This window comes from Gracilibacillus sp. JCM 18860, from assembly GCF_055395245.1.
Map to the genome: position 1 here is coordinate 3,127,510 of NZ_AP043868.1, position 25,145 is coordinate 3,152,654.

Below are 25,145 nucleotides of genomic sequence, written 5' to 3' on the forward strand. Positions count from 1 at the left end.
AGGTAAATAGAAATTACGTGGCACCGACACTAAGCATAGTGAAGGTGTCACGTTTTTTAGAATTGCTACAAAATTTAGGTAAAACAAAATGGACACCCTTTGATAGAATTAAAGTGACCAAACCATAATCCAGAAAGGATGTCCTTATGTTTAAACATTATACCATGAATCAAGTTGTTTTGCCTTTAAATTTAGAAGTTAAATTACGAGAAAGTGATATTGCTTTTGCCATCAATGAATTAGTGGAAAGCATTCCAGAGGAAGCGTTCAAGGGTTTACTTCGAAAAACTGGTTGTCCTGCTTATCATCCTCGAATGTTGCTGAAGATAATCTTATGCGACTATACGCAGTCTGCTTTCTCAGGAAGAAAGATGGAAGCGATGTTAGCAGACAGTGTTCGAATGATGTGGTTAGCTCAAGGTCATGAACCGAGTTATCGTACAATCAACCGATTCCGTTCCAATCCCTTAGTTGAAGAATTACTGAGGGACTGCTTTGTTCAATTTCGTTCCCATTTAGTCAAAGAAGATTTAATTGAGGAAGAAGCTGCGTTTGAATAATATAATGAGTGAGGCAAGCTAAACGAACAAAGTTAGTAGAAATCCCCAATGTTTAAATAGTTGGGGCTTTTTTCTGCATATGAACAAAATCATCTTGCACAAGTGCATAATTTGTACTATAGTTAAAATACATATTCTATTGTAATTTTTTCCACATACTAATAAAATACTACTATGAAAGATCTACTGTTATTTTTCCTCAGAGTGGATGTCAAGGGGTGGCAAAGGTGAAGAAGAAAAACGTCTATCTTCTTTTCACAGATACGGGAACTTTTTTCTCTAGAATCATTAATATATGTACCAAATCTACATTAAATCACGCATCCATTAGTTTTGATAATGAATTAAGAGAAGTCTACAGTTTTGGTAGAAAACGACCATATAATCCATTAATTGCCGGATTTGTGAAGGAAAATCTACGAACACCATTTTTTTATCAAGCAAAATGTGCAATCTATCAATTATCTATTACAGAAGATATGTATGAGCTATTGTTTAAAAGAGTGAAACAAATGGAGCAGGAAACAGATGCATATCGCTATAATTTATTAGGACTAATCGGTGTTTTACTTAATTTAGAGTGGCAGCGAGAGCATGCGTTTTTCTGTTCGGAATTTGTAGCAACCGTTCTACGAGAGGCTGGCATTTATACGGAGGAAAAGCCGGCATGTCTAACTCGGCCACAAGATTTAAAAGAATGGCGAGAGCTAAAGCTCATCTATCATGGAGATTTAATAAGATATTTAGCACAGTATGAAATACCTTTCCTAGAAAGTATTTATAGTTAGAGAAAAAAGCGGGGGAGCTTATGATATGCTCCCCCTAAAGTAGACACTGAAAAAAACAAATCTACTTTAGGGGGAGTTTTATGCGTTCTTATAGTAAGCATACCGTTGAAGAACTTGAAAGATATATTCAAATGTATCTGGATGAAGGATGGAGTTATAGAGAGCTATGTGAAAAAGGTTTGTTGCTAAGTGATTCGATATTTAATGATAAGGTACTAAGATACCAAGAACATGGGCTTACAGGCATTCAAACGAAAAAGAGAAATAATCGTTATTCTAAAGAGTTTAAAGACTCTATTGTTAAAGAGCACATAGAACAAGGCATACCAGTCATTCAATTAGCTCGTAAATATAACATTCCATCTGATTATACTGTTCGAGAATGGATCATCAAGTATACTAAGGGAGAAGGATTAAAAACTTATTCTCCATATCCCGAGGTGTATACAATGAAAAGTAGAAAAGTGACACAAGAAGAAAAAATAGAGGTTGTCCAAGCATGTTTAGCCAATAACTTATCGTATAAAGAGACAGCTGAAAAATATCGAGTTTCCTATAATAATGTTTACTCATGGGTACAAAAGTATAAAACCCACGGTCCTGAAGGACTAGTAGATGGGCGTGGCCGTGGGAAGCCAGACACTGTCCAAACCGATGAGGAAAAATTACGAACAGAAATTGCGGCATTAAAAGCACGGAATGAGTACCTTGAAACGGAGAACGCTGCGCTAAAAAAGTTAGAAGAAGTGGAAAGAGAGTTGATGTTACAAAAACGCGGTTTGAAGCAGAATACCAAACGATTAAGAAACTCCAAAAAAAGGGATTCAAAATAGCTTCACTCTGTGAAGCTTTGGGTGTGAGTCGTTCTGGTTATTACAAATGGATTAACCGGAAACCAACGAAAACAGAAACACGCTTAAGACATTTAATCCATTGTATTCAAAATGTGTATAACGAACATAAAGGGATTTATGGTTATCGCCGAATCACGATCTATCTTAATCATTATCTCAACGCCCGAGTGAACCATAAATGTGTTTACCGTTTAATGAGGTTATTCGAGTTAAAAGCCGTCATCCGTCGGAAACGTTATACGTATAAGCCACATCAACCACAACATATAGCTGAAAATGTTCTAAATAGGAAATTTCAAAAAGACTATAACGCGATGGAAGTCTTATTAACAGATATCACTGAATTCAAGTATGGAGGTCATTCAAAAGCTTATTTAAGTGCCATCTTAGATTATGGTGAAAATAAAATTGTAGCCTACAAATTATCCCAACATAATAACAATGCTTTAGTACGTGATACGATCACTCAAATTGAAGATACCATTATCCCAGGGAAAACAATAGTTCATAGTGACCGCGGATTTCAATACACGTCACATGGATTTAAACGTTTTGCCGAAAAATATCAACTTGTCCAAAGTATGTCACGTGTTGGTAGATGTATTGATAACGGTCCAATGGAGAATTTTTGGGGGATCATCAAGGAAGAGATGTATCGATTAAACACTTATAACGAATTTGAAGAGTTGAAGAAAGATATTAAGGCGTATATTGAGTTCTATAACACAAAGCGCGTGACATTGAAGATGGGTTTAAATATTCCAGCATAAAAAAGCCATGCATGAAAGTCATACATGGCACAAAATATTTTGTTTATTTACCTGTCTACTTGACAGGGGGCAGTTCATTAGCTCCCTCGCTTTTTTCGCAAAAAAAATCCAGAAGTCGCAAAAAAATCCCCAATTTCGCAGTCGACACTAAAAATAAGCCTCAAGTCTTAGCCAAGTTATATCTACAGCCAGTTATGAAAAGAATGGAGACAAGCTATCATAAGAGTATGGAAGGAGGGAACGCAAATGAAAACATTTTTACTCATTTGTTTAGGCGTGATTGCAGCCTTCGTGTTGCTTGCAAACGTCGGTCCAATAATCATGCTCTTGATTAGTGTAGCGATTGCTTACTATGGAGTAAGAAAATTCATACTAGCTGAAACAACAGGGAAAAAAGTGTTATGGGCATTTGTCATATTGATTGGTGTTTCTATGTCACTCTCTAATATACCTGCTTTAATCGGTATTGTTGCATTAGTGGTGTTATATTACACCTATAAAAAATGGAAACAAGAAAAAGAAAATACTTATTATAACGATGATTATTTAAACTGGGACAAGCTTTAAAATAATAAGGAGGAAGATAAAATGGCAAACTTATTAACTCGTATAAAGGATTCTGTGATGGCAGACTTACATGAACTAATGGATCAAAAGGAAGAAAAAAATCCAATCGCACATGTGAACCAATACATTCGCGAATGTGAGCAAGAAGTGAAAAAAATAAAACGATTGGTTGAAAAGCAATATGAAATTAAGCAAGACATTACTCGTGAATGGAACCAAGCGAAATTAATGGTCGAAAAACGCAGACGACAATACGAATTAGCAGAGCAAATGCAAGAAGAAGAATTAGCAAAAGAAGCAAAGCAAGAGCTTGATCAATTTGAAGCTAGAGTAGCGCATTTAAATAAGATGCAGGAAAAAGCTATCAAAGATTTAGAAATGCTGGAAACACAATATGTCCAAATGAAACAAAAGCTAAAAGATCTATATGTCAAACGATTAGAACTTAAAAGCAGAGAAAATATCGCACGTACAAAGCAAGGGATGAACAAAGTGCTTGAAACAGAGCTAGTATCCAAGAGCGCTTCCAAATTCGCTGAGCTTGAAAGCTATATTGAACGGATCGAGCAACGAGTACAAACCGAATACCGTTTGCATACATTAGATGCTCGCTTTGCTGAACTAGAAAAAAAGGCTTCTACTTCTAACTAAAAACATGCTATGCTAAAAAGGTGCAGTGTGATCGCTGCACCTCTAATCTATTGAGATAAAAGATGGAAATGACAGGGGGCTGCTTTATATGGTAAACAAAACACGAACAGATTGGATACACATCCTTTTCATTATTGGCTGTGTTTTATTTGCGATAGAATTCATCTTTATTAATCCTGGTCACCTGTTTACCCTCTTATTATCGGGCTTTGCTATTTATTTTGGAAAACGATCCTATCATAAAATGAGCGGTAAAACGATCTTTTGGGGTGGGGTATTTTTTCTTTTTATTACCATCATAGACACCTTCGCAGTACGTTTTATTATATTAGCAATTATTTTTTATATTGCTTGGAGCTGGTATAAAACAAAGAAAGAACCGAAGCAATATCATCTTGATAGTTCACTTTTTGAGAATGTAGTAACAGAAGGAAAAGTCTTCTGGAATAAATGGTTTGGAAAATATGATAAAAGTAGTCAACCTTATGCATGGCAGGATATGAACATCCAATCTTTTGTTAGTGATATATCGATTGACTTAAATAATACAATGCTACCAAAAGAAGAATCGACCGTAATTATTCGACAGCTAGTAGGTAATGTAAGGATTATCGTTCCTTATGATGTAGAGGTATCAATTGATCACTCTGTTTTATATGGGGAAATACAGGTTTTCGAGCATAAAGAGAGTAATGCTTTTAATCGAAATATTCAAATGCAAACAGACCATTATCATACTTCTTCCCAAAAGGTAAAGATTTACACCCAAGTTCTAATCGGAAAGCTTGAGGTGATAAGAGGATGAAGGTTTATAGTCGTTTAATTGCTACCATAATAGTAGTTACGTTTATTTTCTTACTATTGCTGAGCACCTTATTTTTTCTTGCCTTTCCGTTAGACAATTTACGATCCTTATGGACAGAGAAGGTATGGGAAGTTCCATTTCTGATTATAGTACCAACCATCACGATATTATTTGGCATACTTGTGGGTGTCATAGTAGCCTATGTTGTTAACAAACGAGTTAGGTTTCTTGAACAAAGCTTATCCTTAATACTAAAAAATCAAACTTTCACTGATGAGAAGGATTTTGATGAAATCCATTCTGTTCATGAAAAGCTAAAAGAAGTACAGGACTATATTCAACAGCAAACGAAGCGTGCCCAGAAGCTAATTGAGGAAAGAGCGAAGGATCAAGAGGATACGATAAACCAAGTAATCTCTGAAGAAAGAAACCGTCTAGCCCGAGAACTTCATGATTCGGTTAGTCAAGAGCTGTTTGCTGCGTCCATGCTTGTCTCCGCAGTAAATGCGAGCAATCATCAGCAAAACGCCACTATGACGAAACAGCTAAGTCAAGTCGAGGCAATGATTCAACAAGCACAGTTAGAAATGCGTGCATTACTATTGCATTTGCGCCCTGTTCTATTAAAGGACAAATCATTAAAAGAGGGTATGGAGCAGCTTTTGCAAGAATTAAGGGCAAAAGTGCCAATGGAAGTTACATGGAAGCTGGAGGATATTCAAGTAAATAAAGGAATTGAAGATCATCTGTTTCGAATTTTACAAGAGGGTGTTTCCAATGCTTTAAGACACTCTAAAGCAAGAAGTATTGATACACTATTAATAGAAAGAGATGGCTTTGCCATATTGAAAATAGAAGATGATGGTATCGGATTTAATATAGAAGAAAAGCAAGCAGGCTCCTATGGAATTATTAATATGCAGGAGAGAACCGCGGAAATTGGTGGTTACTTCCGTATCATTAGTATTCCAGAGAAAGGAACAAGGATAGAGGTTCGTGTGCCGATGATAGAGGAGGAATAAAATGATTAGGGTCTTATTTGTCGATGATCACGAAATGGTCAGAATTGGAGTGAGTGCTTATTTATCGACACAGGAGGATATTGATGTAGTAGCAGAAGCGGATAATGGCATAAAAGCGGTAGAACTAGCTTTAGAATTACGCCCTGATGTTATTTTGATGGATTTAGTGATGGAGGAAATGGATGGGATTGAAGCAACAAGCCATATTATGCAACAATGGCCAGGTGCAAAAATTCTCATTGTGACGAGCTTTATCGATGATGATAAAGTATATCCAGCATTAGAAGCTGGGGCAACAAGTTATATATTAAAAACCTCCAAAGCTGAGGTAATCGCCCAAGCAATCCGAGATACCTATAAAGGTGAGAGTGTGTTAGAAAAAGAGGTAACAACAAAGGTTATGGCAAATATGCGGAAACAACGGACCAATAGGCTTCATGATAGTCTTACGAATCGAGAAATGGAAATATTATTACTAATTGCTCAAGGCAAAACCAATCAAGAGATTGCCGACGAGCTATTTATTGCATTGAAAACAACAAAGGTCCATGTGAGTAACATTCTGAGTAAGCTAGAGGTACAGGATAGAACACAAGCGGCAGTGTATGCCTATCAACATGGAATCATTAAATAAATTGGTTTTCATGGATGAAGGAGAGGGGTGGAACTTCAGTGGGGAAATGTTGCCCACTGAAGGCGGTTGAACAAGGTTAAAGCCCCAATGTTTCGTTTGGTACTTTAAAACGGAAGGTTATCCTGTCATTTTCCAAATCGAATTGTTGTGCCCTTACTCGAAAATTACTCTTTAATTCCATTTTGGTTAAGGCTAAATAGATGCTTTCCTCCTTTGGATTGATAGTAACCCAATCTGGTGTATAGACACGTTCATTTACGTATTTTAAAATTTTATCCTTTGGTAAACGTAATAATCCTAACGACATTTCACTAGCCTTAAGAATAATATCTCCATTATCCTGTACTTTGGGATCAAAGGTAATACTTACAGGGACCTCTGTAGAAAAAGCCTCAATTGCTCCCATTAAATGTACTTGGTCGTCAAAGCTCACCGCATATTTATCATTTTTATCTTTTAATAGCTTATCAATATACGCATTTACAAGCTCTGTTAAGTTTTCCTTACTTGATTGAATCGTAAATTCTGCACCGGGATCTTCTTCAATATATTCCTTACTAGGATAAGAGGCATTAGGTACTGGCCATAAAATAAACACAATCAGTAATAATACTATAATCCCGTTTAGAATCGCTAACGAAATAAAAAGTTTTTTCCAGTTAATGAGTAGTTTCTCCTTCAAGTTATCACCTTCTAATTATTGGCCGAATCCTCTAAATCGCTTTTTAAATAGGATAATACCCGATTAGCAATTAATTGGTAACCGCGTGTATTCGGATGAAAATTATCCTCGGCTAGAAGATTCTGTGATCTACCTTGATAAATATCTTGCATTGGGATAAAAGTAGCCTGCTCAAATTGGCTAACTACCTGCTTACTTTCAGTATTCCATTGAGTCATAATTTGATCCAATGCTTTGATATCACTAAAATATTTTTCAAATGGATTAAATAGACCTAATAAATATATTTTGGCATTTGGTTGTAATGCTTCAATTCTTTTTAGTATTTGCTCTAACCTATCTCCATACGGTTCTTTTTCTTCATTAAAAGGTTCCATTGTCAAATTCATAAAATTATCTTTTAATATTTTCATTACATCGTTCGCTCCAATAGTAATCAGAACCATATCTGCTCCTTTTATAGAATCGATTACTTCGTCCTCCTCCTGTAAACGTTGGAGCAGTTGATCAGTCCGGTTTCCTCTCTTGCCGAAATTATCGATGGTGACCTTTACCTCCTGGTTATCGAGACGCTCTTCAATAATTCCCACATAGCCACCATTTTCTGTTTCATCTCCTACACCTTGTGTGAGAGAATCCCCAATCGCAACAATATCCGTATCCTTTTTAAAAAATTGGATGGCATCTATCACGACATCTTTTACTCGGTCACGAATCTCTTTAGGAACCGATGTTTCTTCTGGACTTTCTGCTTCTACGGCATCTTCTGGCTCCGTATCCGCTTGGTCTTCTTGTGTGGTACCATCTTGTAAAATTACATCCTTTTCCTTATCTATAATAAAAATAAAGGCGATAATTAAGCCTATCATTATCGTTATGCTTAGGCCTAATAAAATTCTTTTTTTCATCCAAAACACCTTCACTCATCCAATAGTTACAATTCGCTATACTAATCTTATACCCAAAAAATACGCGAATCACACATGGAGCTTGTATTGTTAAAATATGCAAGTGGAAAGAAGAACATGTTAAAAAATACGATAAAAGGAGCATTAATGAGGGGGTTATCGCTCATTCTCCTTGAAACTTGGAAACAAGCAGAGATTCTTAAAACATAAAGAAACCGTGAATCCGGTAAAAGAAAGGATTCACGGCTATATATTATTTATCTTGGGGAGATAAATAAACGATAATTAGGGAGAATCACGAATTATTCTCCACGGCGCAAGCGGTCTGCTTCACTAAATGGGCAACGATTTTCGACAATGATCGTTCCATTTGCTTGTGCCTTATTTACAACCTTTTCATTAGCTGCATCTCTAAACCAAATAATTTTTGCTTGGTCAGAGACTTCTTCTACTTTACTTTCATCTGCTACAAAAGCAATATCAATTTCTTCCTCAATATCGGAAAGTTTATTCACAGTTTTTAATCCATACAGAGAATCGTCTGTATTACTTACAGGAATGACTTGGTAACCTAATTTTTTCAGGTTGGTTATCGTTTGTTCTTTGTCTTGATCATAACCAAGTATTGCGATGGTTTTCGGTCTGATGCCACCATCTTCTCTAGCGAATGGTGAGGATAATGCCCATGTAATGGCCTTATCCGCATCTACCTGGATGGTAGGCTCTGAATTTGTTGCCTTAGCAATAGCTTGGTCTAAATCGTTAATAATATCTTCAGCTGTCTCAATACCAACAGATAAGCGTACTAATTCTTCAGTAACACCAGAAGCTTTTAATTCTTCTGCATTTAATTGCTGGTGAGTGGTAGAAGCAGGGTGAATAATGAGTGACTTCGCATCCCCTACATTTGCTACATGTGACCATAGTGTAATGTTATCAATTAAGTTGCGACCAGCTTCACGGCCACCTTTAATACCAAAGACGATAATAGAACCAAAATGATTGCGTAAATATTTCTTCGCAAGTTCATGGGATGGATGATTACGAAGACCTGGATAAGCTACCCAATCGACTTGTGGGTGATTTTCTAAGTATTCTGCAACAGCTTTCGTATTTTCACTGTGACGAGCAATGCGTAAATGCAATGTTTCTAAACCTTGTAAGAAATAAAAGGCATTTTGTGGACTTAAGCATGCACCAATGTCACGAAGTAATTGTACACGTAATTTAATGGCAAAGGCAGGTGCGCCAATATCAATACCGAAGCGAATTCCATGATAGGTTTCATCAGGTTCTACAAATCCAGGGAACTTATCACTGTTCCAGTTAAAGCGACCACCATCAACGACAATACCACCAATTGTAGTACCATGGCCTCCGATCCATTTTGTAGCAGAATGGACAACAATATCTGCTCCCCATGTAAGAGGTTTACAAACAAATGGTGTAGCAAAAGTATTATCGATAATTAAAGGAATACCATTTTCATGGGCAATATCTGATACTGCCTCAATATCTAAGATGTTGAGGCTTGGGTTGGTTATGACCTCACCAAAGATTGCTTTCGTTTTAGAAGTAATAGCATTTCGAAAGTTTTCAGGATCCGTTCCATCAACAAATTTTACGTTTATACCATACTTCGGTAATGTCTTATTAAATAAATTATAAGTACCACCATATAGGTTGCTGTCCGCAATAATTTCGTCTCCTGAATTTGCAAGGTTGAGAATGGCAAGTGTAATAGCTGCCATACCTGATGCTGTGGCAACCGCTGCCACACCATCCTCTAATTGAGCAATGCGTTGTTCAAAAGCATCTATTGTAGGGTTCATAATTCTGGAATAAATATTTCCAGGCTCCGCCAGAGCAAATAAATTTTGAGCATGCTCTGTATCATTAAAAACGTAAGAAGTAGTTTGATAGATTGGTACGGTTCTTGAATTAGTTGTTGGATCTACTTGCTGTCCTGCGTGCAATAGTGCCGTTTCCGTTCCTGTTACATTAAATGAATGTGTCATGAAATTTCCCTCCAGAAAGATTATTTTTTTAAAATAAAAAACCTCTTCTTAAGCTAAGAAGAGGTTCGTGTCCTGATCATCCTCCTCTTATCTATCAGGTCCATACCTGTAGGAATTAGCACCTTTTCAAATGGATGTTCCATTGACGGTTGCCGGGCTTCAACGGGCCTAGTCCCTCTGCCACTCTTGATAAGAGTTTCTGTATGTAATTAATTGTTTTCTATTATATCGGATAAAAATTTTGTCGTCAATAAAAATAAAATGAATTTTCTGAATAACGAGGGTTCCTGCTTCCCTTTGTTCTAACGATAGCCCATTACTTTCGAAAATTAGACGCATACACTATAAAAAGAATGGGAAAAGGAGGATAAGTATGGAAAATCGCAATCAACCGAATCATAGTGTATCTCGTTTTGGAGAACATTTTATTAAGAAGCTCGATGCCTTTTTATACGATAAACCAGCGAACAATGTGATGAAATCGATTGATCAATTTTTTGAACAGGCGAGAGGTCCAGAGAGAATTCCGGTAGATGTCTTGGAAACAGATGAAGAGTGGCTTGTGAAGGTTGAATTACCTGGAATTAAAAAAGAACAAATACAAATTAACTTTTTAGGGAATCAACTAACTATTGATATTTCTCACAAGCATGAAACCGAACAGGTAGATCAAACGTATCATTATTATCACAAAGAACGTAAAGAGTTTCGAAATCGTAGAACCGTCACACTACCATATGTAGTGGATAAAAGGACCGCGAAAGCATCCTTTTCGGAGGGGGTATTAAAGATTTGGGGACCAAAGCTAGAAGCTGATCAAAATAAGATGACCATTGATTAAGCTAATAGTCACTGTGCTATTAGCTTTTCTATAAATGTGCTATATTAAAGAAGGGTTAGCTAATGAGAGAGGAGGGGCCACATGGGTATTGTACAACTTATAATTAGCTTTATTTTAATTTTTAATATTATATTATCACTTACTATTGTTTTTTTAGAGAGGAAAAATGCAACCTCAACCTGGGCATGGGTAATGGTCTTAACCTTTATTCCAATTGCAGGCTTTATTTTATATCTTATATTTGGAAGAAAATTAAGCAATAAAACTATATTCACTTGGGACACCAAAAGTAAATTAGGGGTAAAAACAGCTGTTCAACAACAGTTGAGGGAGATTGAGAATAAAGAGTTCCGAGTCAATGATCCACGCATGCACCAGTATGAAGATCTCTTTTATTTACACTTAAGAAATGATGACGCCATATTTTCCCAAGACAATGATGTTACGGTATTTACAGATGGGAATCGCAAATTTAATTCTTTAATAGAGGATATTGAGAAGGCAGAAAATCATATTCATTTGCTTTATTACATTATGCGCTCCGATCAACTAGGAAGGCGGTTAGCAGATGTATTAATGAAAAAGGCAAAGGAAGGAATCGAAGTAAGGGTCCTATATGATGATATGGGATCGAGGAAATTTAGTAGAAGGCTAATCCGTGAGATGCGCAGAGCGGGAGCGGAAGTAGAAGGGTTCTTTCCTCCTCTTATTCCAAAGCTGAATTTTAAAATAAACCACCGCAACCACCGCAAACTGGTGATCATTGATGGAAAAATTGGTTATATCGGTGGCTTCAATATTGGTGATGAATATCTTGGGGTTGATAAACGATTTGGCTATTGGCGAGATACGCATTTACGTATTATCGGTAGTGCGGTGAAGCATATGCAAACACGTTTTATTTTGGATTGGAACCAAGCATCTCGGCACGACATCGAGTATGATGATAAGTATTATGCGGCCAAATCTGCTGGCAAAGTTGGGATGCAAATTGTATCAAGTGGACCTGATTCTGATTGGGAACAGATTAAGCATGGCTACATTAAAATGATCATGTCTGCGAAGGATTATGTTTTTATTCAAACACCATATTTTATTCCAGATGAGAGCTTGTTAGATGCGCTTAGAATTGCTTCATTATCAGGGGTAGATGTCCGGATTATGATACCGAATAAGCCAGACCACCCTTTTGTATACTGGGCAACCTATTCCTATATTGGAGAGTTACTCGAAGCAGGGGCAACTGTTTATATTTATCAAAAAGGGTTCCTCCATGCTAAAATGATTGTAGTAGATAGCAAAATTGCCTCCGTTGGGACTGCAAATATTGATGTAAGAAGCTTCCGATTAAATTTTGAAGTAAATGCCTTTTTGTACAACGAAACACTTGCGGAAATGCTAGTAGATGAGTTTGAAAAGGATATGGAGCATGTATCCCAGTTAACCTATGCATTATATAAGAAAAGGACGAAATGGATTCGTTTCAAGGAATCCATCGCACGACTTATTTCACCGATTTTATAGATATACATAGTTAAGCTGGAACGATTCATTTAGTTGGTAGGCGATAAAGAACTTGACAATAGTCAGGTTCTTTTCAGTAGAAAGGGTGACAAAAGTGCGTGGTTTAAAGGTGGAAGGCTTAACCAAGACATATGGAGAAAAGGTTTTATTTGATCATATATCTTTTTCGGTTGCGGAAAGGGATCGAATTGGGTTGATCGGGGTAAATGGTACAGGAAAATCAACCTTGTTAAAAGTGTTGGCAGGTAGCGATACCGCAGAGGCTGGTATGCTTGACCACCCGAATGATTATCAAGTCGAATATCTAGATCAAGATCCAGATTTGGATAAAGATTTAACCGTGCTTGATCAAATATACTACGGTCATTCTCCAATGATGGAGACATTACGAAATTATGAAAAAACAGTCCTTGCATTAGAGGGTAATCCGGAAAGTGAAGTTCTGCAGCAAAAGCTTCTAAAACAACAAGAAAAGATGGATGTAGCGGAAGCTTGGGATGCGATGACAGTTGCTAAAACGGTATTATCGAAATTAGGTATTTCCTCATTAAATCAAAAAACAGCAGAGCTTTCTGGAGGACAAAAGAAAAGAGTAGCCATTGCAAAAGCGCTTATTCAACCAGCAGACCTGCTTATACTAGATGAGCCTACTAACCACCTAGATAATGATACGATCGAGTGGTTGGAGGAATATCTACCCCAATATCAAGGTGCTGTCCTAATCGTCACACATGATCGGTATTTCCTTAATAGAATTACCAATCGAATATTTGAACTAGATAGAGGTAAGTTATATGTTTATCAAGGTAATTATGAGCTTTTTCTAGAGCAAAAGGCACGAAGAGAAGAAGAGGAGCATCAAGCTGAACAAAAGCATCAAAATCACTTAAAAAAGGAAATTGCATGGCTAAGAAGTGGAGTAAAAGCACGAACAACGAAGCAAAAGGCAAGAATCGATCGTGTGGAAAAGATGAAAGAAAGAACCTTCGAGACCGATAAATCGGAGCTTCAATTCCAAATAGGTTCCAAAAGATTAGGAAAAAAGGTAATCGAAGCAAAAGATTTAGCCAAAAGCTATGGAGATAAGCTTTTATTTCATCACTTCAACCTATTATTGAAGCAGGGAGATCGGATTGGTATTGTCGGCCCAAATGGAAGTGGTAAAACAACCTTATTAAATATATTGGCAGGAAAAACAGAACCAGATTACGGCAGTATAGAATTAGGTGAAACAGTGAAGGTCGGATACTATACTCAGGATCACCCTCCATTGGATGAGAATACGAAGGTCATTGATTTAGTTCGAAAGGTGGCAGCGGTCGTACATACCATTAGTGGGGATGTCATAACAGCAGAACAAATGTTAGAGCGATTTTTGTTTCCTCGATCACAGCAATGGACATTGGTCCAGAAGCTTTCAGGTGGAGAGAGGAGAAGACTTTATTTATTAACGATTTTAATGCAAGAACCGAATGTTCTTTTCTTAGATGAGCCTACTAATGACTTAGACACAGAAACTCTTGCTGTATTGGAGGACTACTTAGAGCTATTCCCTGGTGTTATGCTAACGGTGTCGCATGATCGCTATTTCCTGGACAAAACGATAGATCAAGTCATTGCCTTCACAGGAGATAAAGAATTAACTCATTTTTATGGGAATTATTCCGAATTTCGCGAAAGGTTTGATTCAGAGAAACAAGAGGTAAAAAAGGAAAAAGTAGATAAAAAACCAACTAGGCGAAGAAGAAAAAAATTATCCTACCACGATCAAAAGGAATGGGATACGATTGAAGAGGATATAACTAAGCTAGAGGAAGAGTTGAATGCAATGGAACTAGAAATTGCCGAAGCTGGTAGTGATATTGAAAAGATCCAACCATTATTTGATAAGCAGAAAGAGCTAGAAGTTCTGCTTGAGCAAAAAATGGAGCGTTGGGAAGAGCTTTCCATATTAGTAGAACAATTAGAGGAGGAATAAAAATGGCAGACAAAAACATGTTAGAAAAGTACGCAGAGCTTGCATTAAAGACAGGAGTTAATTTGCAGAGAAATCAGGCACTTGTTATTAATTCATCTATTGAAGGGGCAGATTTTACTAGAATAGTGGCAAGAAAAGCTTATGAGCATGGAGCAAAAAATGTGCACATTAATTGGACGGACGATGAGTTAACATTATTGAAATTTAAGCATGCTTCAGAAGAAGTATTAACCGATATTCCTAGGTGGCAGGTAGAAAAGCATTTAACCTTTGCTAAGGATGGTGCTGCACTTCTCGCCATACGTTCTACCAATCCTGATTTATTAAAGGATATTGACCCAGCGAAAGTTGCCAAAGCGAATAAAGCAAGTGCAGAAGCAATGAAGGAATTTCGTGGTTATACGATGAATGATCGGATTCCATGGTCTATCATTTCCATTCCAACAGGGGACTGGGCGCAAAAGATTTACCCAGACAAGTCAAAAGAGGAAGCAATAGAAAGCTTATGGGAAGAGATTTTTAAAATTGTCCGTGTAGATCAAGACGATCCAGTAGCAGCATGGGAAAAACATAATCAATTATTACACGAAGCGAGGGCCTACTTAAACAAAAAAAATTATCGTGCATTAGTATTTAAATCAGAAGGTACAGATATTCGATTTGAGCTACCTCAAGGTCATATTTGGAAAGGTGGAGCAGCTGAAACAACGGAAGGTATTGCCTTTAATCCAAACATGCCAACGGAGGAGGTATTTACAGTTCCTCATAAGTATGGAGTAAATGGTAAAGTAACGGCGACGAAACCGCTGGTGTATGGTGGAAACAGGATTGAGGGATTTAGTCTAACCTTTGAAAAAGGAAAAGTAGTTGGTTTTGAGGCAGAGCAAGGCTATGATACGTTAAAGCATCTACTTGAAACGGATGAAGGGGCATCTCGTTTAGGGGAGTTAGCACTTGTCCCTCATGCTTCGCCAATCTCACAATCTGGCTTAATTTTCTATAACACATTGTTTGACGAAAATGCATCTTGCCATATTGCACTAGGTAAAGCCTATCCGACGAATCTAAAGGGTGGTTCAAAAATGAGCGATCAGGAATTAGATGAACATGGTGTGAATGACAGTCTAACACATGTTGACTTTATGATAGGATCTGCGGATTTAGATATTGATGGGGAAACGTACGAAGGAAAACTAGAACCAGTATTCCGTCAAGGCGCATGGGCGCTCGATTTTAATGAATAATTAGGAATGGGAAAGAGTAGTAAATAAGGAGAAATCCGAACATTCAAATTTGTGTATTGTGACCGCTTTGTTATTGTTTCCTATACAATGAGCCGCGGTCTGCTAACTTTACATAGGGAATACTATGCAAGGCAAGCTTTTTCCACGGAAGACTGTTTATTTGAACTATACTCAGTCAAGATGATTGTTCGGATCCTTATTCCCGCTATTTCATTATATCCCAGTCTTACAGCTTACCATTTTTAATAAGTGCGGCACGAATCTCCTCATAAGTATATTCTTCAGGTAATGCCTCCTTTAATTCCGACAAGCGTGGCTCCTCTCTTTTTTTGTATATAGCCAATATTTTTTGTTCATTATCAGGAGAGACAAAGATGGACCAATCCAATTCCTTCCCTTTTTTACCTGCTTCCATTAAATGCTTGACAACTGTTTCCTTCGCAATCTCTCTTTCATTAGCAATTTCCTCAATCTTCATCTTCTTTTCAGTGAACAGCTGATAGCTTATGAAGAAGCTAGGAGTTTTTTCTAAAGGATTGCCTCTATTTTTTGAAGAATAGTCGGTGATTACTTGTAAAAACATTTCTCCAAATTGGTCATATTTTTTCTCCCCTACTCCATGGATCGCAAGTAATGCCTGTTTTGATTGAGGGATTTTTTCACTCATTTCGGTTAACGATTTATCACTAAACACGACATATGGTGGCACTCCTAAGTCATCTGCCAATTGTTTCCGAAGCTTGCGCAGCTCATTAAATAATTGTTCATCATAGAATCGAGTCTCACGCTTTTCTACCTTTGTTACTTGAATAAATACAGATTCTTCTCCTTTAAGTACCTTTAAAGCACGTTTTCCTAATTTTAATAGAGGATAGCGCCCCTCTTCTGCTATAAGATAATTTTCCGCGACTAAAAAATGAATGAACTCTATTAAATCTCTTTCCTTATCCTTGCTTAGCAAGCCATAAGTAGACAGATGGTCAAAACCGAATTGTTTTACCTTCTTGTCATTCGAGCCTTTTAATACTTTGGCAGTCATACTAGCACCGAAACGCTCTCCCATTCGTTTTACGCAGGAAAGAACCATTTGTGCCTCCTTCGTGCGATCTACCTTTTCTCTATCATCTAAACAATTTGTACATTTCCCACAGTCCTCGATTTGGTTGGGATCCTTAAAATAATCTAACACAAAACGCTGTAAACATTGATCAGTATGGCAATAATTGATCATTGCTTGAAGCTTTCCATATTCCTTTTTCTTTTTATCCTCTACCATATCAGATTGCTCTATCAAATATTTCTGTGTTTGGATGTCTTGACCAGAAAAGAGTAAAATACAATCACTTGGAGCGCCATCTCGTCCTGCACGCCCAGCCTCCTGATAATAGCTCTCCAAATTTTTCGGTAAGGCGTAATGAATGACATAACGTACATTAGATTTATCAATCCCCATTCCGAATGCATTGGTTGCCACCATTATCGTTGAATCATCTTGAATAAAAGCATTTTGTGCTTGTTTTCTGGCAATTTCACTCATTCCAGCATGATACTTACTAACTTGGAAGCCTTTTTCCTTTAAGAACAAATAAAGCTGGTCTACCTGTTTTCTTGTGATTGCATAGATAATACCAGATTCATCCTTATGTAGTTTTGCAAAATCTTCTATATAAGTGGAACGAGCCTGCCCCTTTACAATTTGAAACGTCAAATTATTACGACCAAATCCTGTGTTCACAACATGCTGGTTGGGAACATTTAACAGCTGCTCTAAATCGTGAATTACTTCTTTGGTAGCGGTAGCCGTCAATCCGACTAAAAGCGGAAGATCCTTTAACTGCTTAACTTGATCGACTACTGTACGATAGCTTGGTCTAAAATCATGCCCCCATTGGGAGATACAATGAGCTTCATCAAAGGCAATTAATGAAAGAGAGATTTGATTCAAAGAATGGATAAATGCATCAGAATCAAATCTTTCAGGTGCTACGTATACGAATTTATACTTACCTTGTCGTAATGCTTCCATTCTGTCTTGGTATTCCTCTTGATTTAATGAACTATTGATATAGGTTGCTTGTATACCTAGTGCAGATAATGCGTCCACTTGATCCTTCATAAGTGAAATAAGTGGGGAGATAACTAAAGCAGTACCGTCAAATAAAAGTCCTGGTATTTGATAGCAAATCGACTTTCCGCCACCAGTTGGCATAATTGCAATGGAATTTTTCCCTTCGATTACTTGCTTAATAATTGTAGCTTGGCCTGTTCGGAAGGATTCATAGCCAAAATAAGATTTTAATAATTTTGTTGCGTTCTCTAGCATAAAATACAACTTCCCTTATTGAAAAATATTTTTCTTTCTATCATAACATTATTATTGCATCTAAAGAAAAAAACAGATAACCTATATAAACGAAATAAAATGTTAAACTATTTTGTCTCCTTGAGTGGAGAAAATGAAGATAAGGAAGTACCTCATCAATCGCATTTATGAAAAGAGGAATTAATTATGATAGATTCTTTATTATTAGTATTTATGATTATCGCCATCTTAGGGGTGGGCTCTCAGTGGATAGCTTGGAAATTCCAGCTTCCAGCTATTGTAGTTATGTCTATTGCTGGACTATTAGCAGGCCCTTTTTTAGGTTTAATTAATCCAGAGCAACAATTTGGAGATTTGTATCGTCCGTTAATTTCTATAGCAGTTGCCATTATTTTGTTCGAAGGTAGTCTTAATTTGAATTTTAAGGAATTGCGTGGATTAGGTAAACCAGTTTTTCGAATAGTAACATGGGGCGCCTTTATTGCATGGATTCTTGGGTCATCTACAGCGCATTTTGTTGCAGGCCTGTCTTGGCCAGTGTCGTTAGTAATAGGTGGGATATTTATTGTTACTGGACCAACAGTTATCTTACCTCTTTTAAGGCAATCGAAATTAAAGCCAACACCTGCAAGGATACTAAAATGGGAAGGAATTGTAGTAGATCCATTTGGTGCATTACTCGCTGTCTTCGCATTTGAATTTATCCTATTTTTAATGTCTGATGGCCGAGACATCACCTCCTTGTTAATGTTCCTTTTAGCCTCTTTATTTGCGGTAGTTCTAGGATATTTGTTTGGGAAAACGGTTGGTTGGATGTTTGAGTCTGGGTATATTCCAGAATTTCTTAAATCGCCTGCAGTATTCGGAGCAGTGATCGCCTGTTTTACGATTGCTGATGAAGTAAAGCACGAGACGGGGTTACTTGCTGTAACAGCAATGGGTATTACCCTTGCCAATATTGGTATTTCCTCTATTAGAGATATGAGGCATTTTAAAGAAAATATCTCTATATTATTAGTATCTACTGTATTTATTTTATTAACATCTTCTTTAACGATGGATACTTTAAAGGATGTCTTTCGTTTAGAAATTATAGGGTATGTTCTATTGATGCTTTTCGTTGTAAGGCCATTATCCATCTTTTTGTCTACTATTGGATCCGGACTCTCTATTCAGGAAAAAACATTAGTTGGTTGGATAGCTCCAAGAGGAATTGTGGCTTTAACCGTTGCAAGTTATTTCGCATCCGTGTTGGAGGATGAAGGATTTCCTGGCGCTTCTGTTGTATTACCATTAACCTTTGCATTAGTTTTTTCAACGGTTTGTGTTCATGGGTTTTCGATAGGTTGGCTTGCGGAGAAGCTAGACCTTTCTTCTAAAGGCAACCCTGGTGCAATAATCGTTGGGTCGAATCGTCTATCTGTCGCAATAGCAAAAGTCATGGAGGAGTTAAAGATCCCTGTCTTAGTAGTCGATTCATCATGGGATCGTTTGTATACAGCAAGAAGGGCGGGAGTTAATCACACTCATGAAGAAATCTTATCCGAACAAACGGAGTATATGATTGATTTCACTCCATATGATTATTTGATTAGTGCAACAGAATATGATTCTTACAATGCATTGGTTTGTTCTACTTTTATTCCGGAATTTGGACGAAAAAATGTTTATCGATTACCAAGACAAAACCATAGTGGGGATCAGTTGGATGATCTTGATCATACCATTGGTGGGGCAGAATTATTTAGACCAGCGGAAGGTGTCGAAACATTAAAATTCAAATTAGAAAGTGGTTATGTTTTACGAAAAACTACGATCACTGATCAATACAATTTTGATGATTATTTGGTTGATCGTGACAGGGAAACAGTATTACTCTTCGTGTTAAAACAATCGAAACAAATTGCTTTCTTCAGAGAGGATGCCGAAATTAATGTCTCACCTGGTGATACCGTTGTGAGCTTAACACCTCCAAGCAAAGAATTCTTTAAAATCAAAGAGAAATTAGTGGAGAAACGAGAAGAACAAACAGGAGAAAAACCAAAGGATAATAATTGAGATAAAACCCAGACCTTATCGATAAAATGGAGAGAAGGTCTGGGTTGTTTTATTGATCCATCTGCACACGCGACTGCAGAGTCCTTATTTTAGTTGTTTTCTTAACTCTGCTATTTCATTTTCTAGCCTAGCTAATTCTTTTTCGTTGAATTCTGTCTTTCCTTTTACATAGACTAGCTTTTCTAAATCTGCTGAAAGTCTAACATAGTCTGATTTTAATTCGGTAATTTTATCTTCTATCTCTTGGCGATTCATCTTTAACACCTCAATTATCATTTTCCTTTACCAACAGTTTATAGCAACACCTAAGTATCTGCAAATCTCGATTATCTGTAAATATTTTTATGTAGATGAAATAAAACACGTTTATCTTTAGTAATTAAGACTTTTATGAGTAAGCTATCTGCGGGATATAATTAAATAGGGTTATTTTTCTTTTATATAATCAGCCTAATATTTACATAATACAAATTTATTAAACTACAACCTTTTTTAGAGTATTTAAGATTATTTTGGAGTATCTGCCATTATAAATACATGATTTCCGTACAAATTTTTATCACAAGTAAATTCGTCGTTTAATTCTTCATAATGGGGGTATAGTAAATTTGTGATTGCTGAAACAATTCTGTAACATTATTAGAAACTGTCTGAGTCTGTATGGATATTGGATTGTTTTTAAGGAGGAGAGAAGAGTTTGAAGTTTCTTGACAAGCTGGATAAATCCATTTTAAAGATAGAGGAATTTATTTTAAGTGCTTCCATTATTGTCATAGCATTAATGGTTTGTGCAAATGTTATTAGTCGCCAGTTTTTTGGACCAAGTATTTTATTTCATGCAGAAGTAGCAAAATTTGCTGTTGTAGTGTCCACGTTTATGGGGATTAGCTATGCTGCACGAAAAGGTAGACATATCAGCATGTCAGCAATCTATGATGTAGTACCTTGGCGTTTACGCAAAGCAATGTCTATCATCATTCCTTTATTCACTTCCATTATTTTATTCGCACTTGCTTATATTTCAATTGATTACGTAACGGGAGTATATGAAAGAGGTACAACTACTACAAACCTCGGAATTCCACTCTATATCATGTACTTGTTTATTCCTTTAGGATTTATTATGGGAGGCATTCAGTATTTGCGAAATCTCATTATGAATATTGTGAAAAAAGAAGTTTACATTGGGACAGATGCTTTGGATTATAATGATGTAAAGCCAGAGGATCGTGATATGGAAGACGAAATCCATGTTTAAAGATAATAGCGAAGAGAGGAAACGGTTATGCTAACAATTTTATTATCAATTATGATCATCCTTTTATTGCTCAATTTTCCAATGATGATCCCATTAATTGTAGCACCGTTTGTTATTGTTTTACTAGGCTATACAAAGTTTGATATCGATCCTTCAATAATGGTAGGTCAACTAGTGACTGGGATTGAATCCTATCAGCTTTTATGTGTGCCATTATTCATATTTGCCGCAGATATTATGACGGCAGGTAAAACATCCAAACGATTGTTAGATTTTATCGGTGCTTTTATTGGGCATATAAGAGGAGGATATGCTGTTACGACAGCTGCAGCTTGTTCCTTATTTGGTGCTATTTCAGGCTCTACACAAGCTACTGTTGTTGCCATTGGGAAGCCAATGCGTGAAAGGTTATTAAAAGTTGGCTACAAGGATTCCAGTGCGATTGCATTAATTATTAATGCAAGTGATGTGGCTTTATTGATTCCACCAAGCATTGGATTAATTATGTATGGACTAGTTGCAGGTGTATCCATTGGAGAATTATTTATTGCTGGTATTATCCCAGGACTTATCGTCTTTTTAGCCTTTACTATTTATAGTGTAATTTATGCAAGGGTAAAAAATATCCCACTTACAGATAAAGCGACATGGAAACAGAGATGGTTTGCTTTTAGAAAAGCACTTCTACCTCTTGGATTTCCTATTTTAGTTATTGGTGGTATTTATGTAGGATGGTTTTCCGCAACAGAGGCGGCAGGGATTTCTGTATTGTATGCTTTGATTTTAGAAGTAGTCATCTTTCGTTCTGTTCATATTAAACAAATACCCAAAATCGCTTTATCAACAGGTCTCGTTACTTCAGCTGTATTCGTCTTAGTTGCTGGTGGTCAAGTATTTACATATCTAGTGAACTTAGAACGAATTCCACAGCTATTGTCAGAGGCTGTTTTAGGTACAGATCCAAGTTCCACTTATGTATTGTTAATTGTTACATTATTCTTTTTTATCGGTTGTATGTTTGTGGATCCGATTGTGGTCATTCTCGTTTTAACACCTATTTTTCTACCTATTGCTGAGCAAGTAGGAATAGATCCGATACATTTGGGAATCATTATTACATTCCAAGCAGCATTAGGTTCAGCAACGCCACCATTTGGTGTTGATATTTTCACAGCGAGTGCGGTGTTTAATAAACCATATATGGAAGTAATAAAAGGAACACCTCCATATATCATTATCATGGTGCTTATTGCCATTCTACTAATATTTTTTCCACAGCTATCTCTTGCCATGCTGTAGGAGTAGCTGCAATATAAAAAAACTATAGGGGGTTTTTACCATTATTAACAAGAAGAAATTTTCGTTTTTGGCTGTTGTCATGTCAGCATTAGTATTGTTATTAGCAGCGTGTGGTGGTGATTCAGGTTCTGAAGGGGAAGGCGATTCTGCTGGAGGAAGCAGTGATGAATGGTTATTTATCACAGAAGAAACTGGAGAACAGGTTCAAATGCAATATGCAAACGAATTTAAGAAACGTATTGAAGAGAAGTCAGGTGGCGAAATCACAGTTACCACATATGAATTTGGTGGCCTAGGAAGTGAAACAGACCAAGTAGAACAATTACAAAATGGAGCAGTCCAGCTTGCTGTAACATCTCCAGGTTTCATCGGAAATACGGTGAAAGAAAGTCAAATCTTCGGATTACATTTCTTGTTCCCTGATGATGTAGCACAAACACAACAAATCCTAGAAGAAAGTGAAGCAATCAATACCGACCTTGTTAAACAATATGAAGCAATTGGCTTAGAGCCGTTAGCCTTCTGGACTGAAGGTGGTATGCAATGGACAAGTAACAAGCCGGTTGATTCACCAGATGATTTTGAAAATTTCAAAATGAGAATTCAAGGAACAGAGCTACAATCAGAGTCTTGGGAAGCATATGGTGCAACTCCACAAACGATGAGCTGGGGTGACCTTTATACAGGACTTGAAAATGGTACAGTAGATGGTCAGGATAACCCAATCTTCTTTATTGCAGATGCATCCTTCCATGAAGTGCAAGACTATATGACACTTTCTAATCATAATAACTATGTTGCTACAACGACAGTTAATCAAGAATGGTATGATGGATTAAGTGATCAACACAAAACATGGGTAGATGAAACAGTAGAAGAATTACAGGATTGGATTTTCGAAGAACAAAAGCGTCAAAATGAAGAGTTTCTAGAAGTAATCAAGGAGGAAGCGGAAGTAGTTGAATTGACGGATGAACAACGTGCAGAGTTTAGAGAATTAGCTAAGCCAGTTCGTGATTTCTATCGTGAAAATGTTTCTACCGTTGATGGAGCTATCCTTGACAAGCTTGAAAAAGAAATTGCTGAAATTACAGGAGAGCCTGTGGAATAAGCCTATACAAAAAAGAGTCTTGGCATAGTCCAGGACTCTTTTTTTGTACGTAAGTTAAAGTAAATTGGGATCTGTCTCTGATTGTTTTTTTTTCCATTCCAAATAAAAATGAGAAATAATAGTTTTCACCACTGCATAAGCGGGAATAATGAATAGTAATCCTAGAAAACCACCAATTCCGCCTGCTGCTAGGATTAAGGTAATGACAGTGAGTGGGTGGAGGGATAATGCTCGTCCCATCACATTTGGTGAAATAAAATTACTTTCTATTTGCTGAGCCACCACCATCACTACTGTTGCCCAAACGGCTAGCATAGGCTCCTGAAAGAAACCAACGATAATTGCAGGTATTGCGGACAGAAAGGGCCCTAAAAATGGAATGAAGTTCATTACTAAACCAAATAATGCTAAAGACAAGGAGTAGTCTAAATCAATAATGATATAACCAATGTAAAGCATGAATCCGACACATACACTTACAATAAATTGACCTTGAATAAAGGATGCGAGTGTATGGTTAATATTATTTGCTAACTGTTGAAAGCTTTTCGCCTTTTTTGGACTTAAAAATTGTTTTACAAATGGTACAAAGCGATGACCATCCTTCAGCATAAAGAATAGGAAGAATGGAATTAAGAAAAAGGAAAAAACAAAGTTAAATACTTGGCCAATCACACTGAACAGACCTGCCGTAATTTTTTCTGCATAGGTACCCAAATTATCCGTAATATTTTGAATCGCATTTTCAAACTGTGGTGGAATAATATTTTGATTGTTTTGCCACATATCGATTAAATCTTGTGCACTATCTACCATCTTAGGTATACCGTCAACAAAATTAGTAAATTGCTTCTGTACAACAGGTGCAATAAATTGAATGACGACCGTAATGAATAGGACAATAAGCAGAAATACAATAAATGTGCCAATAACTCTAGGTATCTTCTTTTTTTCTAGCCAATTAACGATAGGATTCGTAATATAAAAGATCATTCCAGCGCCGATAATTGGAACAGCTATAGCAGTAAAATAAGCGCCAACAGGCTGAAAAATAAACCTTGTTAAATAAACTAAATAAATTAACGTAAAAATTAAAATGGTCGTAATAAGCATTCGTATACTCTTTTTTTCAAACAACAATGTTCACAACCTTTTCCATTTCATAGATATTTACATTCTACCATATTCATTGGATTTTAGTAGGTGGAAAAGTATGATTATGCTAATATATTAAGTGAGATAAAACATTT

The 25,145-nt window shown here is 36.7% G+C and carries 21 protein-coding genes, 2 pseudogenes and 1 riboswitch; of the genes and pseudogenes, 17 read left to right on the top strand and 6 right to left on the bottom strand.

Annotated features, from left to right (window positions below; translation table 11 throughout):
• Positions 1–146: 146 nt before the first annotated feature.
• The 9 genes and pseudogenes from ACZ5R4_RS15820 to ACZ5R4_RS15860 all read left to right on the top strand — a co-directional run.
• Positions 147–554 (top strand): annotated as a pseudogene (locus ACZ5R4_RS15820) (transposase); the annotation flags it as partial.
• Between the two features lie 233 nt (positions 555–787).
• On the top strand, positions 788–1,348 hold the full coding sequence (locus tag ACZ5R4_RS15825; protein ID WP_054861661.1) for a hypothetical protein: 561 nt from the start codon (positions 788–790) through the stop codon (positions 1,346–1,348).
• Positions 1,349–1,479: 131 nt separating this feature from the next.
• Positions 1,480–2,181 (top strand): helix-turn-helix domain-containing protein, encoded by a 702-nt coding sequence (locus tag ACZ5R4_RS15830; RefSeq protein WP_464368471.1) that lies wholly within the window; start codon positions 1,480–1,482, stop codon positions 2,179–2,181.
• A pseudogene (locus tag ACZ5R4_RS15835) lies at positions 2,139–2,972 on the top strand (IS3 family transposase); the annotation flags it as partial. The gene ACZ5R4_RS15830 and the pseudogene ACZ5R4_RS15835, both read left to right, overlap by 43 nt.
• A 246-nt stretch (positions 2,973–3,218) precedes the next feature.
• Positions 3,219–3,539 (top strand): lmo0954 family membrane protein, encoded by a 321-nt coding sequence (locus ACZ5R4_RS15840; RefSeq protein ID WP_054861261.1) that lies wholly within the window; start codon positions 3,219–3,221, stop codon positions 3,537–3,539.
• 21 nt (positions 3,540–3,560) lie between these two features.
• Positions 3,561–4,190, top strand: coding sequence for a PspA/IM30 family protein (locus tag ACZ5R4_RS15845; protein WP_054861260.1), 630 nt, complete (start codon positions 3,561–3,563; stop codon positions 4,188–4,190).
• A gap of 88 nt (positions 4,191–4,278) precedes the next feature.
• Positions 4,279–4,995 (top strand): cell wall-active antibiotics response protein LiaF, encoded by a 717-nt coding sequence (liaF, locus tag ACZ5R4_RS15850; RefSeq protein WP_277678659.1) that lies wholly within the window; start codon positions 4,279–4,281, stop codon positions 4,993–4,995.
• On the top strand, positions 4,992–6,017 hold the full coding sequence (locus ACZ5R4_RS15855; RefSeq protein WP_464367605.1) for a sensor histidine kinase: 1,026 nt from the start codon (positions 4,992–4,994) through the stop codon (positions 6,015–6,017). Before liaF ends, ACZ5R4_RS15855 begins: the two co-directional genes overlap by 4 nt.
• 1 nt (position 6,018) lies before the next feature.
• Positions 6,019–6,651 (top strand): response regulator, encoded by a 633-nt coding sequence (locus tag ACZ5R4_RS15860; protein ID WP_464367606.1) that lies wholly within the window; start codon positions 6,019–6,021, stop codon positions 6,649–6,651.
• A 76-nt stretch (positions 6,652–6,727) separates the two neighbouring features.
• Here the strand turns inward: ACZ5R4_RS15860 and ACZ5R4_RS15865 are convergent, their stop codons facing one another.
• From ACZ5R4_RS15865 to ACZ5R4_RS15875, 3 genes are all read right to left on the bottom strand, one after another.
• Entirely contained in the window at positions 6,728–7,333 is a 606-nt protein-coding gene (locus ACZ5R4_RS15865; RefSeq protein WP_109985459.1) for a YpmS family protein, read from the bottom strand.
• An 11-nt stretch (positions 7,334–7,344) separates the two neighbouring features.
• Positions 7,345–8,241 carry an SGNH/GDSL hydrolase family protein gene (locus ACZ5R4_RS15870; protein ID WP_277678661.1) on the bottom strand — a complete coding sequence of 299 codons (897 nt, stop codon included), beginning with the start codon at positions 8,239–8,241 and terminating at the stop codon, positions 7,345–7,347.
• A gap of 302 nt (positions 8,242–8,543) precedes the next feature.
• Positions 8,544–10,259, bottom strand: a complete 1,716-nt coding sequence (locus ACZ5R4_RS15875; protein WP_109985457.1) for a PLP-dependent aspartate aminotransferase family protein — start codon at positions 10,257–10,259, stop codon at positions 8,544–8,546.
• Between the two features lie 84 nt (positions 10,260–10,343).
• A riboswitch (SAM riboswitch) is annotated at positions 10,344–10,455 on the bottom strand.
• A gap of 177 nt (positions 10,456–10,632) precedes the next feature.
• Between ACZ5R4_RS15875 and ACZ5R4_RS15880 the strand changes: the two genes are divergently transcribed.
• The 4 genes from ACZ5R4_RS15880 (at position 10,633) to ACZ5R4_RS15895 (ending at position 15,846) form a co-directional block, all read left to right on the top strand.
• Positions 10,633–11,100 (top strand): Hsp20/alpha crystallin family protein, encoded by a 468-nt coding sequence (locus ACZ5R4_RS15880; RefSeq protein WP_109985456.1) that lies wholly within the window; start codon positions 10,633–10,635, stop codon positions 11,098–11,100.
• A gap of 81 nt (positions 11,101–11,181) precedes the next feature.
• Positions 11,182–12,624: a cardiolipin synthase gene (gene cls, locus ACZ5R4_RS15885; RefSeq protein ID WP_109985455.1), complete on the top strand. Its 1,443-nt coding sequence runs from the start codon at positions 11,182–11,184 to the stop codon at positions 12,622–12,624.
• A 94-nt stretch (positions 12,625–12,718) separates the two neighbouring features.
• Positions 12,719–14,602, top strand: coding sequence for an ABC-F family ATP-binding cassette domain-containing protein (locus ACZ5R4_RS15890; RefSeq protein WP_109985454.1), 1,884 nt, complete (start codon positions 12,719–12,721; stop codon positions 14,600–14,602).
• 2 nt (positions 14,603–14,604) lie between these two features.
• Positions 14,605–15,846, top strand: a complete 1,242-nt coding sequence (locus tag ACZ5R4_RS15895; RefSeq protein WP_109985453.1) for an aminopeptidase — start codon at positions 14,605–14,607, stop codon at positions 15,844–15,846.
• A 226-nt stretch (positions 15,847–16,072) separates the two neighbouring features.
• Here the strand turns inward: ACZ5R4_RS15895 and recQ are convergent, their stop codons facing one another.
• A complete protein-coding gene (gene recQ, locus ACZ5R4_RS15900; RefSeq protein ID WP_109985452.1) occupies positions 16,073–18,169 on the bottom strand; it encodes a DNA helicase RecQ in 2,097 nt (698 codons plus the stop codon).
• Positions 18,170–18,355: 186 nt separating this feature from the next.
• Between recQ and ACZ5R4_RS15905 the strand changes: the two genes are divergently transcribed.
• Positions 18,356–20,227, top strand: a complete 1,872-nt coding sequence (locus ACZ5R4_RS15905) for a cation:proton antiporter (RefSeq protein ID WP_109985451.1) — start codon at positions 18,356–18,358, stop codon at positions 20,225–20,227.
• Between the two features lie 84 nt (positions 20,228–20,311).
• Here ACZ5R4_RS15905 and ACZ5R4_RS15910 read toward each other — a convergent pair whose 3' ends face one another.
• The gene (locus ACZ5R4_RS15910) at positions 20,312–20,482 is read right to left on the bottom strand and encodes an SE1832 family protein (RefSeq protein ID WP_181397654.1); all 171 of its coding nucleotides are present in this window, start codon (positions 20,480–20,482) and stop codon (positions 20,312–20,314) included.
• A gap of 442 nt (positions 20,483–20,924) precedes the next feature.
• Between ACZ5R4_RS15910 and ACZ5R4_RS15915 the strand changes: the two genes are divergently transcribed.
• The 3 genes from ACZ5R4_RS15915 (at position 20,925) to dctP (ending at position 23,895) form a co-directional block, all read left to right on the top strand.
• The gene (locus tag ACZ5R4_RS15915) at positions 20,925–21,485 is read left to right on the top strand and encodes a TRAP transporter small permease (protein ID WP_245902380.1); all 561 of its coding nucleotides are present in this window, start codon (positions 20,925–20,927) and stop codon (positions 21,483–21,485) included.
• 27 nt (positions 21,486–21,512) lie between these two features.
• Positions 21,513–22,784, top strand: coding sequence for a TRAP transporter large permease (locus ACZ5R4_RS15920; RefSeq protein WP_109985450.1), 1,272 nt, complete (start codon positions 21,513–21,515; stop codon positions 22,782–22,784).
• A gap of 79 nt (positions 22,785–22,863) precedes the next feature.
• Complete coding sequence (dctP, locus tag ACZ5R4_RS15925; protein WP_054788614.1) at positions 22,864–23,895, top strand: TRAP transporter substrate-binding protein DctP; 1,032 nt, start codon at positions 22,864–22,866, stop codon at positions 23,893–23,895.
• 54 nt (positions 23,896–23,949) lie between these two features.
• Here dctP and ACZ5R4_RS15930 read toward each other — a convergent pair whose 3' ends face one another.
• Positions 23,950–25,032 carry an AI-2E family transporter gene (locus tag ACZ5R4_RS15930; RefSeq protein WP_054861252.1) on the bottom strand — a complete coding sequence of 361 codons (1,083 nt, stop codon included), beginning with the start codon at positions 25,030–25,032 and terminating at the stop codon, positions 23,950–23,952.
• Positions 25,033–25,145: the final 113 nt, after the last annotated feature.

Excerpts from the sequence above, each read along its gene's own strand:
- ACZ5R4_RS15845 (WP_054861260.1), top strand. The coding sequence starts at position 3,561 with ATGGCAAACTTATTAACTCGTATAAAGGATTCTGTGATGGCAGACTTA.
- dctP (WP_054788614.1), top strand. The coding sequence starts at position 22,864 with ATGTCAGCATTAGTATTGTTATTAGCAGCGTGTGGTGGTGATTCAGGT.
- ACZ5R4_RS15860 (WP_464367606.1), top strand. The coding sequence starts at position 6,019 with ATGATTAGGGTCTTATTTGTCGATGATCACGAAATGGTCAGAATTGGA.
- ACZ5R4_RS15920 (WP_109985450.1), top strand. The coding sequence starts at position 21,513 with ATGCTAACAATTTTATTATCAATTATGATCATCCTTTTATTGCTCAAT.
- ACZ5R4_RS15830 (WP_464368471.1), top strand. The coding sequence starts at position 1,480 with ATGTATCTGGATGAAGGATGGAGTTATAGAGAGCTATGTGAAAAAGGT.
- ACZ5R4_RS15910 (WP_181397654.1), bottom strand. The coding sequence starts at position 20,482 with ATGAATCGCCAAGAGATAGAAGATAAAATTACCGAATTAAAATCAGAC.
- ACZ5R4_RS15880 (WP_109985456.1), top strand. The coding sequence starts at position 10,633 with ATGGAAAATCGCAATCAACCGAATCATAGTGTATCTCGTTTTGGAGAA.
- liaF (WP_277678659.1), top strand. The coding sequence starts at position 4,279 with ATGGTAAACAAAACACGAACAGATTGGATACACATCCTTTTCATTATT.
- ACZ5R4_RS15895 (WP_109985453.1), top strand. The coding sequence starts at position 14,605 with ATGGCAGACAAAAACATGTTAGAAAAGTACGCAGAGCTTGCATTAAAG.
- ACZ5R4_RS15875 (WP_109985457.1), bottom strand. The coding sequence starts at position 10,259 with ATGACACATTCATTTAATGTAACAGGAACGGAAACGGCACTATTGCAC.
- ACZ5R4_RS15870 (WP_277678661.1), bottom strand. The coding sequence starts at position 8,241 with ATGAAAAAAAGAATTTTATTAGGCCTAAGCATAACGATAATGATAGGC.
- ACZ5R4_RS15840 (WP_054861261.1), top strand. The coding sequence starts at position 3,219 with ATGAAAACATTTTTACTCATTTGTTTAGGCGTGATTGCAGCCTTCGTG.
- recQ (WP_109985452.1), bottom strand. The coding sequence starts at position 18,169 with ATGCTAGAGAACGCAACAAAATTATTAAAATCTTATTTTGGCTATGAA.
- ACZ5R4_RS15855 (WP_464367605.1), top strand. The coding sequence starts at position 4,992 with ATGAAGGTTTATAGTCGTTTAATTGCTACCATAATAGTAGTTACGTTT.
- ACZ5R4_RS15905 (WP_109985451.1), top strand. The coding sequence starts at position 18,356 with ATGATAGATTCTTTATTATTAGTATTTATGATTATCGCCATCTTAGGG.
- cls (WP_109985455.1), top strand. The coding sequence starts at position 11,182 with ATGGGTATTGTACAACTTATAATTAGCTTTATTTTAATTTTTAATATT.